The organism is Agrobacterium larrymoorei (assembly GCF_013322225.1).
In the GTDB taxonomy this organism is placed as follows: domain Bacteria; phylum Pseudomonadota; class Alphaproteobacteria; order Rhizobiales; family Rhizobiaceae; genus Agrobacterium; species Agrobacterium larrymoorei_A.
Window position 1 is genome coordinate 247,052 of record NZ_JAAMFB010000031.1, and the last position, 9,891, is coordinate 256,942.

A 9,891-nucleotide genomic window follows, 5' to 3' on the forward strand; every position below is an offset into this window, starting at 1 on the left:
AGGAGTTAACCCATGCCACGGCAAACGTTCTGGAAAGGCCATCTGCGCCTATCGCTTGTGACGGCCAAAGTGTCCCTCACGCCTGCGGTTTCCCAAAGCGGCAAAGTGCGATTCCATATCATCAATAGAGAAACTGGCAACCGTGTTGAAAGCCGGTATGTCGACAGCGTTACACATCGTCCGGTCGCGGATAAAAATCAGGTCAAAGGCTTTCCAAAGGAAGACGGAGATTTCGTTCTGCTGGAGGATGACGAAATCGATGCAGTGGCGCTGGAAAGCACGCGCACCATCGATATCAAGACCTTCGTCCCTGCCGGTTCCATCGACTGGATTTGGTACGACCGCCCTCACTTCCTAAAGCCCGAGGACAAGATCGGGGCTGAAGCCTTCAGCGTCATTCGCGAGGCCATGAAGGTCAACAAGGTTGTCGGCATTGCCCGTCTCGTCATCTACAGGCGCGAACATGCGGTTCTGCTGGAGCCATCGGGCAAGGGTATCATTCTGTGGACGCTGCACTACGGTGAAGAGGTGCGTGATGCGGCGGAAACATTCGACAAGAAGGTCAGTGTCGAGAAGGAACTCCGCCAGACACTGGACAACGAGATCGATAAGGCCATTACCGACTGGAAGCCCGCGCTTATGCAGGACGTGGTGCAGAAGAAAATCCAGAAGCTTCTGAAATCAAAGGCAAAAGACGTGCCGAAGACGAAGCCGAAGAAAGCGCCTGCAAGCAAGCAGGGTGGCAATGTCATCAATATCATGGATGCGCTGAAGAAAAGCCTTCAGGCTTAGGGCCCTCACATGGATAATGGTTTCGCTGAGGCGAAAAAGTCTTTCCACGGATCGTCTTTCAAAGCCGAAATTCGTTTCTGCGTGTTCGCGATGGTGAATTCAGCAGGCCCCTTGAGGTCACGCAATTCAGACCAATCCAAAGGCATTGAAACGGTTGCACCCGGTCTCGCGCGCGTGGAATAGGGTGCTACCGCCGTGCTGCCTCGTCCATTGCGCAGATAGTCGATGAATATTCTCCCCTCGCGCTTCGACTTCGTGGCGACGGCCAGATACTTGTCTGGCTCGCCTTTCGCCATGTCGGTTGCCAGCTTCTTTGCATAACTCTTCACCTTGGCCCAGCCCGCTTTGGGCTCTAGCGGAGCGACGACATGCAGACCTTTACCTCCGGAGGTTTTGACGAAGGCAATCAGCCCCGACGCTTCCATCCGTTCCTTCAGGGTGAAGGCTGCATCGATTACCGCCGACCAAGGAACATCCTCACCGGGATCAAGATCCATGGTGATGATGTCGGGCTTTTCCCAGGCTTTGATCGAGGATCCCCATGGGTGGATCTCAAGAACGGCTGGCTGCACCAATGCCATCATGCCCTCGAAATCACCTATCGATATGAGCGGCTCGCCTTGACGATCCTTGGGGTCCTTCGGCGCTTCAATTGCCTTGTTCATGCCCCGCCAGGGATGCTTTTGAAAGAAACGCTGACCATCTATGCCTTCCGGGCAGCGAACCAGCGATAGCGCCCGGTTGGTCACATAGGGTTCGATATGGTCCCAGACAGCTTCATAGTAGTCTGCGAGACCCTGTTTCGTGATGCCTGCATCCGGCCAGTAAATCCGATCCGGGTGGGTGAATTTTATGCGGCTCTCACGCTTTACACCCGTTGTCACCGTATCTTCCTCCCGTCGAATGTCTTTTGGCGCCTTGTCTTCCCGCAAACCGTGAAATGAGGCATGGCGAAGATTGCCATCGCCCGACCAGCCGCGAAACTCCACCTGCGCGACAAGTTCTGGTTCAACGAAGCGAAGACCCCGGCGGGCAAGCGAGCTGAGTTTATTGACGAAGGGGCTGTCCTTTTGCTCCAGCGAGCGCAACTGCTCGAGCAGTCTCTCCGCCGTTTCGACACTGAAACCGGTACCGACACGGCCGACATGCCGCAGTTTGCCGTTTTCGTAAACGCCAAGCGCAAGAGACCCGATAGCCTGATCCGAAGAGGATGAGTGTGTGAAACCTCCGACAACGAATTCCTGTCCGCTTGAACATTTGGACTTGATCCATTCGCCATGACGACCGGATGTGTAGGGCGAAGTAGCGATCTTGGAGATCACGCCCTCCAGTCCCAGATCACAGGCATGTTGCAGCACCCTGTCTCCGTCGTCTTCGAAATGCGTGCTGTATTGGAGCACCGCACCGTTGGATGGCAGCAGCTTTTCCAGCAAGGCTTTCCGGTCTCGCAAGGCTGCATTTTGCAAGTCTCTCCCGTCGAGATGCAGGAGGTCGAAGGCGTAGTAGCGGAAGCGGTCATTGCGACCATCGCTCAAATCGGCCTGCAAGGCTGAGAAGTCTGATATGCCGGTTTCCTTCTCCACGACGATCTCGCCATCGATAATCGCGTTTTCTAATGGGAGATTGGCAAAGGCCTGCAGCACTGCGGGTCCGAATTTCTCGGTCCAGTCCAGACCGCTCCTGGTCAGCAAGGTGACGTCGCCCCGATCGATCCGTGCTTGGGTGCGGTAGCCGTCGAACTTGATTTCGTGAAGCCAGCGCTCGCCGCTCGGTGCTGTTTTCTTCAAAGTCGCTAAGGCGGGTTTGATAAACTTTGGAAGAGCCGCCTTGCGGCTTCCTTTCGGAAAATCGTGCGGTTGCTTATCAACCACTTTCGCCTTGGCAGCTTTGCTAGAGACCGGCTTGGAGTTCCATGTGTCGATGGGGTTCTTTTCTACCTCTTCAATCGTTCGCCCGGTTTTCACTGAGGTTTCTGCTTCTTCGGTAACGTCGGTTTCTTCGTTCGCCTGATCGTCATGGGCCTTGATGAGCAACCAATTTTCCCGCTTCTCGTCCGGCTTTCCCTTCATTCGCACCAGATGCCAGCGACCTTTCAGCTTCTTACCATCCAGTTCGAATTCCATGTGCCCCTTGCGATAGGCCTTCTTCGCATCTCCTACAGGCGTCCAAATGCCTTGATCCCAAACGATGACGGTGCCGCCGCCGTACTGGCCCTTGGGAATAACGCCTTCAAAATCCGCATAGCTTAACGGGTGATCCTCGACATGGACGGCAAGGCGTTTTTCATTCGGGTCAAGGCTTGGTCCGCGTGTGACGGCCCAACTCTTTAAAACACCGTCCATTTCCAGACGAAAATCGTAATGGAGACGGCGAGCCGCGTGTTTCTGAATGACGAAGCTAGACCCAGAGGCCTGAGACTTCTCTCCCTTGGGTTCAGGCGTCTTGTCGAACTTGCGTTTCTGGTTATAGGTCTGCAAGCCCATGCTTCAGCCCGCCTTCTTTCCCTTTGTGGATGCCGGAGAGCGCGATTTTCCGCCTTTGGTGTCTGACGCTTCCGCGCTTTGCCGCAGCGCCTCCTTCAGATCGATGACATTGCCCCGTTTCTCTGCCTTTGGCTTGCTGATCGTCTTGCCTTCGATCTTCGCCTGTACCAGCTCCGCCAATGCATCATTGTAGCGATCACTATAGCGCGCAGGATCGAACGTGCCTGCGCGTTTCTTGATGATATGACCCGCAAGCTCCAGCATCTCGTCATCGAATTTAATGTCGGGAATAGATTTGAATGCGGCAGACTGCGAACGCACCTCGTAATCGTAGTTGAGCGTCGTTGCGACGATTGCCTCGTCCTGCGGGCGGATCAGTAGGATACGGTTCCGACGGAAAAGAATGGCTTCGGCGAGTACCGCGACATTTCTTTCTCGCAACGTCTGGGCAAGAATGGACAGCGCCTTCCGGTCTTCTTCCTCGGTGGGTGTAAGATAATATGGCTTATCGAAATAAAGCTTGTCGATCTTATCGCATTCAAGGAAACTCTTGATGCGGATGACCTTGTCGCTATCCGGCATCAACTCGGCAATCTCGTCGCCTTCGATAACGATGTGGTCCCCGTTATCGAGCTCATACCCCTTTGTCTGAGCCTCCCGGTCTACCTTTTTGCCGGTTTCGCTGTCGACATATTCCCGCTCGACCCGGTTGCCGGTCTTGCGATTGATGATGTTAAAAGAGATTTTTTCAGAGGATGAGATGGCGGTGTAAAGGCCGATATCGCAATGGAAATCACCGAACTTAATCTGGCCTCTCCATACTGCGCGCTGTGCCACGATCTGATTCTCCCGATCCAGATTGCTGGCGTATCTGCCAGTTTCCTTAAATTCCAATGGTGGGCGAAAGTTCCTTGTGGCGTTTTCTGACGGTTAAACCGCCAATCTGTCGGGACGGGGGCCTTGATCTCGAGTTTGCTCAATGCGGCTCCGGTGTACTCCACAATGGCACCTATATAAGTGGACGGTTCATCGTCTTTCGGCGGCAGGGTGCCGTTAGGCAGCCACTTCTAAGGGCACGTTACGGAGACCGATTTCGATGAAATTGCCAGGCCAACATCCAGGATCGCGCTTGCTTTCACAAAATCTACTGTGTCGGTTTCCTTGTCGAACCGAACGATCAACCTCGGAAATCGCCCTCGTTGCTTTCGCGTTCGTCGTAATTAACGTCCCAGTCCTTTTCCGGCTTCTTCGTGCCAGGCGGCAATTTATTGACTGTCGCGTCGTCGGAGCCGGTAATGACTCTGGGTTTCGCGCTGGCAACGCCGTTATTTGTCGAGGTTTTCTTGCCTTTTGCAAATTGAGGTTCGCTGTCTTTGTGGATGCGCTCCAGATCGTCTTTCTTATTCATCACGTCCTCCTAGGTACTGCGCTTCTAACCACCGGTGCCTTCGACAGTTCCCGGCTCTCTGCCGGTTCGGAACATCGATCGGCACCTAAGGTTAGGCGCGGGACAAAGAGGAGAGCATCGTGACCAAGAAAGCGGAAAATGAACCCTTCATTGCCCCATCTGCAGATGATAGGAAAACAAACGTCAAGAAAGGCATGGCCGGACGGGGTCTGATCATGATCCTCGCCGCCTACGCCGCTGCCGCATTCCTTATTTACCTCGCCATTATTCTGATTGGGACGTATCGTTCGATCAATTGAGGTGGAACCGGTATATCAAGCGAGACTTACCTACGAGCGACGGATCATAAAATGGTCCGGTTCAACATGTTCGTTTCGAATTGACGATGTAATTTGGAGGAATACATATTGCAGATGAGATTGAAGGAAGTTTCCCGGCAACAGAAAGCCTACAAGATCTGGGCACCGATCTATGACCGGCTCTATGGTGGGTTTCTGGAACGTGCGCAGCGGGAACTCGCGCAGAGAGCTGGAACGTCGGGGCGGGATATTCTTGAAATCGGCGTCGGCACTGGTCTGGTGCTTCCGCTTTATCCCAGCACCAGCATCGTAACCGGTATCGATATTTCGCAGGAGATGCTGAATAAGGCGCAAGCGAAGAAGGATGCTGGGCATCTGCCGCATGTCCGCCAATTACAGGTCATGGATGCGGGACACCTGAACTTCGAGGATAATTCCTTCGATGTGGTGACGTTACCATTCGTCATAACCCTTATACCCGATACCGACCAGCTTTTATCGGAATGTTCCCGTGTCCTCAGGCCAGACGGTGAAATCATCATAGCAAGTAAGATCAGCAAGGGCGGCGGTGTTTCCGGTCTGCTGGAAGACGCCGTATCGCCCATTGCGAAAAGAATGGGTCTCAGCACTGCTTACAGGGTCGCCCACGTGGAAGAGTCGGCTCGCCGCAACGGCTTGATGATGGTGGAAAACGAGGCGATCCCGCCGTTTGGTTTCTTCCGATTGCTGCGTTTGAAGCGAAGCCTCAGTTGAGGCTTCCCTGCTAGTGCCTCGTGGCTAAACCTCGGGCAGCGCAAATGTTTGTACGTTCGCGTACGGCAACGATCCCTGCTGCGGGACATTAACCCTTCGTAAACGGAGGGGAAGATGGATAATCTCACGAAGACCACGCCTATTGCCGCTTTGACCGAAACTCAGCTTGAAGAGTTGAAATCCGATATTGCGCAACTCAAACCAGCACTCACTGCCTTTGCGCGTCGTTTTGTGCGAACGGAAGAAGAGGTTGAGGATCTCGTTCAGGAGACGATGCTCCGCGGTTTGAGGGCCATTCATCGCTTCACGCCTGGAACTGCCATGAAATCCTGGCTTTTCACCATCATGCGCAACACGTTCTGTACTCGATACAAGGTTGCGCAACGAGAGCGCGTCGGTTTGCCCGCCGATTTCGAAAAAACCGTCTCTACACCTCCAAGCCAGCAGTGGCGGGTCGAGCACGATGACGTAATGCGCGCGATCGGCCATCTGGATGCGGATCAAAAGAGAGCCCTGCTTTTGATTGCTGATGGCACAAGCTACGCGGATGCTGCGGATTTGTGCGGATGCAGGATCGGGACGATTAAAAGTCGTGTCAGTCGTGCCAGAGAAACGCTTCGGCGTGATTTTTATTAAGGATCAATGTCCTGCGCGGACGATCTTTCGATTGAAGACGTTGTCAAACTCCCAAAGGTAGTTATCGGGCCGCCGGATGATCTACGGTGACGGATACTGGTCCACATATCCGATTTTACACTCAGATGTGCACGATGTTCCTGCCTCGGAAATGCAGACAAGCCAGACGTGCCAGTTGCACCGGATCGACAATGCCGCGATCATACATTCTCAAGACATAGCGTGCGACCTCCGAGCCAGATGGCCCGATAGCCTCCCATCGCTCTCCCAGCACCTGATCAAAGGCGCTCTGGACGATCTGCATGTCCTCGTTGAGAAAGATACCTGGATTTTGGTGGCCATGATGTAGCGACATTACACCTTCCGAGCGATGCAACTCGGCCTCTGCGTTCAGGGAAGAAGAATGTCAAAGGACTATACGCTCTGTAGGGGTGCTGGGTAAACGTTCGGAATCGTACCCAATATGTAAGTTTATGCAGCGATTGTGCTTTCCGCTTGGCTTCAGGACAATCCTGAGTCTCTTCATCTGTTTTTTGAAGCGGGGCGACAAGTCTGTGCGAGAGCCTTTGTTGGTCGATCGTTGGCGCCTTTTCACGCCAAGCGCCCTAGCTCTTTTTAGTCCTATGGCTCCGTCTTCAGGTGTGTACGGTTTCGTACGAAGTTAGCAGAACCTTATATTGATTGGATAAATTGGGCGCAATCTATTCTGTACGCTTTCTGACAGTGCATTGCTCAAAGTTTTCAAGTGGTTAGTGTCGATTTGTGACGGCGGTGATCTAGGGGAATGAAGACTGCAATATGGATAATGATCAGAGCTCCGTGCGCAACCGGATATTACGAACCTTATTGCCTGCGGACTACCTGCTTTTAAAGCCGAACATGCGTCAGGTGAAGCTTGATACACGGCAGGTTATCGAAAGGCCGCATGTATCCGTCAAAGACGTCATCTTCTTCGAAACTGGTCTGGCGTCCATCATTAGCCGTCTGTCCGGCGGACGAAGCATCGAGATCGCGCTGACTGGAAGAGAAGGAATGACGGGAGCAGCCGTTATTCTGGGAAATGCCGATCCGGGACACCGCACAATAGTTCAGGTTGAAGGTTACGGAATTTCGATTCCGGCCGACGACCTCATCGAGGCCATGAGTGTCAGCCCGACATTGAGAAATGTTTTGCTCAGTTATATTCATACGTTGCTCATCCAGACAGCGTCAACGGTTGTGGCAAACGGGCTTGCAAAGCTGGACAAGCGCCTGGCCCGCTGGCTGCTGATGATACATGATCGCATTGACGGCGCGTCGGTGGCGATGACCCATGAGTTTCTGGCGGTCGTGCTGGGCGTCAGGCGACCCGGCGTAACGGTGGCGTTGCACGTTCTGGAAGGCAAAGGCTTGATAAAGGCGTCTCGTGGTCAGATCACCATTGTCAATCGCAGCGGACTAGAGCTCGAAGCTGGCGGTTCTTATGGTGTTGCCGAGAGCGAGTACCACCGTTTGATGTCTCACGCTCTATCGCGAAATGTTCCGTAGAACGTTTCGCTGAAATAATCGAAGGCTTCATTTCCTCCGGCTGGCGAAAATGATTTCAGTGATGCCCCTGATTTCGCATGGCAATAGAGCGCCCAGATATCATGACAGCGTTGTAGCATTTCAAAAGAATGTATGGATTTGGAACACCGGAGAGAAAAATGCCTCTTCGGTAAGCTGGTATTAATTATAGGTAATATCTAAATCTTTTAATAAAGATAAAGCTTATATAATATGCATTTCAGCACCTTAAGGTGCGCAATCAAAACGGAGAAGAACTTAGGAGGAAAGTCATGAGAAGTCTATCGAATGCTTTATTCTTGAGCGCATGTCTGGCACTTCCGATGAACGCGCAGGCGTTGGACGTTAGTGTCGGCGGCATCGGCGCAAGTGTCGGGGGCAACGATAGGGGAGGTATAAGCGCCAGCGCTTCTGTGGGAGGAAGTGGTGGCATCAATGCCGGTGCGGACATCGGCGGCCGCAGTGGCGGTGGTCTGGGTGCCGACGTCAACGCTTCGGTCGGCGGAAGCCGAGGCATCAATGCTGACACCAGCGCAACGGTTGGTGCACGCAGCGGCATCAATGCCGACGTGAATGCCTCTGTTGGCGGGCGAAGAGGCCTCAATGCAGACGTGAATGTCGGTGTCGGAGGTACGAGAGGTATCGGCGCAGACGTCAATATTGGTATCGGCGGTACTCAACCGGGCACAGGACAGCCGGGACCGGGAGGCTCTACGCCGGCCCAGGGCGCAATGACCGCATTTAACGAGATGTCCAGAAGTGAACAGATGAGGCTTGTGCGCCGCTGCGCGGACGTCCTCAATGGCGGATATGACGCAACGCTCACGCAGCTTTGCAGGATGATCCGCACGGCATCGCGCTAATACAGAAATGACGGGAAGATCATAAAGACCTTCCCGTCATTTTTTCGTCAAGTCGCATGCTATTTGCTCGCTTCTACTGGCTCCAACGATTGCGTGGTCAGGAAGCGGCTAAAAATCCATTATTGCCGTTCTAGAACCATCCTAGCTCTTCCGATCATAACATTGTTGTGCGCAGGTCATGAGGCAGTCGAGTAGGGACAAATCATTCTCTGCCCATCATCTTGCCAGACCGCTATACGACGAGTACCGATGCCATCCTTCCGCATGTACTCCGAAGCACCGGACACATGTCTATGTTCCCAATTTGATCGAGCTGCAGACAAAAAATACAAGCCGAAAGCTTCTTTAAGAGGTTAGGCTTGATATATCGGCTTAGGCTAGACGCGCTGCTCTCAAGAAAACGGGTCAATGGGTACCGGAGTAAAGCATGCACAGCGACATCCGTTTCACGATTGCTGTCTTCGGTGAAAGCGATGCACTCACGGCTGATATTCAGTCGTGCTGGTCAAATTTCTCCGTCGTACTCGAAGGACCTTATTTGATTGCGGCTTATCTTCAGTACGAATGGAAATTCTCAGCCGCAATAATCGACGCTCGTTATGATGCAGAGGTCATGCTGCCGCTGATAGATGAACTGGAGGAGAGAGCGATACCGTTCGTCTTTTTCCTTCCATGGGATTCTGAAGTAAGCAAGCCAGGCCCCTACATTCTTTCCAAAAACGACAAGGACATCAAGGCGATGGTATCTGCTTTGATTATTCAGCAGCCTGTTGGAAAGCATTGAGGCAGAACAGGCCGCGTTGACGCCATTCCATTTCGGTCTGACCTACTTTCAGGATTCTTTCATGGCTTACCTCGGAGAGCGTGAATAATCGCTGTCGCTCACTTATTCCTCAGTGAAACTTCGGATATTCCGCCAATAATCGGTTCCTCCATTAAAATCGCCATTACAGAATTTTTATTCCAAAAAAAAATATTATGGAATTGTCGCTTGATTTTCATAATGAGTTCGGTAGGCTGATTTTGTTGCCTGTCTTGCGCAAGAGGAGTTGCGTCTGGATGGGGATGGCGACGGTTTTGGCGCTTTGGCATTTCACGCTCCACGAGGTGGA

General features: G+C 52.9%; 12 protein-coding genes. 7 read left to right on the top strand and 5 right to left on the bottom strand.

Features of this window, described 5'->3' with window-relative positions; translation table 11 throughout:
• Nucleotides 1–12 precede the first annotated feature (12 nt).
• On the top strand, nucleotides 13–792 hold the full coding sequence (locus G6L28_RS19890; protein WP_174065815.1) for a Ku protein: 780 nt from the start codon (nucleotides 13–15) through the stop codon (nucleotides 790–792).
• Between the two features lie 5 nt (nucleotides 793–797).
• Here the strand turns inward: G6L28_RS19890 and ligD are convergent, their stop codons facing one another.
• The 3 genes from ligD to G6L28_RS19905 all read right to left on the bottom strand — a co-directional run bounded on the left by ligD (nucleotide 798) and on the right by G6L28_RS19905 (nucleotide 4,683).
• The gene (ligD, locus tag G6L28_RS19895; RefSeq protein ID WP_174065816.1) at nucleotides 798–3,275 is read right to left on the bottom strand and encodes a DNA ligase D; all 2,478 of its coding nucleotides are present in this window, start codon (nucleotides 3,273–3,275) and stop codon (nucleotides 798–800) included.
• A gap of 3 nt (nucleotides 3,276–3,278) precedes the next feature.
• Nucleotides 3,279–4,112, bottom strand: a complete 834-nt coding sequence (locus G6L28_RS19900; RefSeq protein WP_174065817.1) for a Ku protein — start codon at nucleotides 4,110–4,112, stop codon at nucleotides 3,279–3,281.
• Between the two features lie 340 nt (nucleotides 4,113–4,452).
• On the bottom strand, nucleotides 4,453–4,683 hold the full coding sequence (locus G6L28_RS19905) for a hypothetical protein (RefSeq protein WP_174065818.1): 231 nt from the start codon (nucleotides 4,681–4,683) through the stop codon (nucleotides 4,453–4,455).
• A 119-nt stretch (nucleotides 4,684–4,802) separates the two neighbouring features.
• Between G6L28_RS19905 and G6L28_RS19910 the strand changes: the two genes are divergently transcribed.
• From G6L28_RS19910 to G6L28_RS19920, 3 genes are all read left to right on the top strand, one after another.
• On the top strand, nucleotides 4,803–4,982 hold the full coding sequence (locus G6L28_RS19910; protein WP_174065820.1) for a hypothetical protein: 180 nt from the start codon (nucleotides 4,803–4,805) through the stop codon (nucleotides 4,980–4,982).
• A 114-nt stretch (nucleotides 4,983–5,096) separates the two neighbouring features.
• A complete protein-coding gene (locus G6L28_RS19915; protein ID WP_174065821.1) occupies nucleotides 5,097–5,735 on the top strand; it encodes a class I SAM-dependent methyltransferase in 639 nt (212 codons plus the stop codon).
• 114 nt (nucleotides 5,736–5,849) lie between these two features.
• Nucleotides 5,850–6,371 (top strand): sigma-70 family RNA polymerase sigma factor, encoded by a 522-nt coding sequence (locus tag G6L28_RS19920; RefSeq protein WP_174065822.1) that lies wholly within the window; start codon nucleotides 5,850–5,852, stop codon nucleotides 6,369–6,371.
• Nucleotides 6,372–6,492: 121 nt separating this feature from the next.
• Here G6L28_RS19920 and G6L28_RS19925 read toward each other — a convergent pair whose 3' ends face one another.
• Nucleotides 6,493–6,726 carry a hypothetical protein gene (locus G6L28_RS19925; protein ID WP_174065824.1) on the bottom strand — a complete coding sequence of 78 codons (234 nt, stop codon included), beginning with the start codon at nucleotides 6,724–6,726 and terminating at the stop codon, nucleotides 6,493–6,495.
• Nucleotides 6,727–7,169: 443 nt separating this feature from the next.
• On the opposite strand from G6L28_RS19925, the gene G6L28_RS19930 reads away from it, so the two are divergent.
• From G6L28_RS19930 to G6L28_RS19940, 3 genes are all read left to right on the top strand, one after another.
• Entirely contained in the window at nucleotides 7,170–7,898 is a 729-nt protein-coding gene (locus tag G6L28_RS19930; RefSeq protein ID WP_174065825.1) for a Crp/Fnr family transcriptional regulator, read from the top strand.
• 290 nt (nucleotides 7,899–8,188) lie between these two features.
• The gene (locus G6L28_RS19935) at nucleotides 8,189–8,779 is read left to right on the top strand and encodes a hypothetical protein (RefSeq protein ID WP_174065826.1); all 591 of its coding nucleotides are present in this window, start codon (nucleotides 8,189–8,191) and stop codon (nucleotides 8,777–8,779) included.
• Nucleotides 8,780–9,206: 427 nt separating this feature from the next.
• Nucleotides 9,207–9,563 carry a hypothetical protein gene (locus G6L28_RS19940; protein WP_174065827.1) on the top strand — a complete coding sequence of 119 codons (357 nt, stop codon included), beginning with the start codon at nucleotides 9,207–9,209 and terminating at the stop codon, nucleotides 9,561–9,563.
• A gap of 98 nt (nucleotides 9,564–9,661) precedes the next feature.
• On the opposite strand, the gene G6L28_RS19945 is transcribed toward G6L28_RS19940, so the two are convergent.
• Nucleotides 9,662–9,891: hypothetical protein (locus G6L28_RS19945; protein ID WP_210265778.1), on the bottom strand; the 230-nt coding region annotated here is incomplete at its 5' end.

What these genes read in the sequence shown, in the direction of transcription:
- G6L28_RS19890 (WP_174065815.1), top strand. Translation starts at nt 13, where the DNA reads ATGCCACGGCAAACGTTCTGGAAAGGCCATCTGCGCCTATCGCTTGTG.
- ligD (WP_174065816.1), bottom strand. Translation starts at nt 3,275, where the DNA reads ATGGGCTTGCAGACCTATAACCAGAAACGCAAGTTCGACAAGACGCCT.
- G6L28_RS19905 (WP_174065818.1), bottom strand. Translation starts at nt 4,683, where the DNA reads ATGAATAAGAAAGACGATCTGGAGCGCATCCACAAAGACAGCGAACCT.
- G6L28_RS19915 (WP_174065821.1), top strand. Translation starts at nt 5,097, where the DNA reads ATGAGATTGAAGGAAGTTTCCCGGCAACAGAAAGCCTACAAGATCTGG.
- G6L28_RS19920 (WP_174065822.1), top strand. Translation starts at nt 5,850, where the DNA reads ATGGATAATCTCACGAAGACCACGCCTATTGCCGCTTTGACCGAAACT.
- G6L28_RS19925 (WP_174065824.1), bottom strand. Translation starts at nt 6,726, where the DNA reads ATGTCGCTACATCATGGCCACCAAAATCCAGGTATCTTTCTCAACGAG.
- G6L28_RS19930 (WP_174065825.1), top strand. Translation starts at nt 7,170, where the DNA reads ATGGATAATGATCAGAGCTCCGTGCGCAACCGGATATTACGAACCTTA.
- G6L28_RS19935 (WP_174065826.1), top strand. Translation starts at nt 8,189, where the DNA reads ATGAGAAGTCTATCGAATGCTTTATTCTTGAGCGCATGTCTGGCACTT.
- G6L28_RS19940 (WP_174065827.1), top strand. Translation starts at nt 9,207, where the DNA reads ATGCACAGCGACATCCGTTTCACGATTGCTGTCTTCGGTGAAAGCGAT.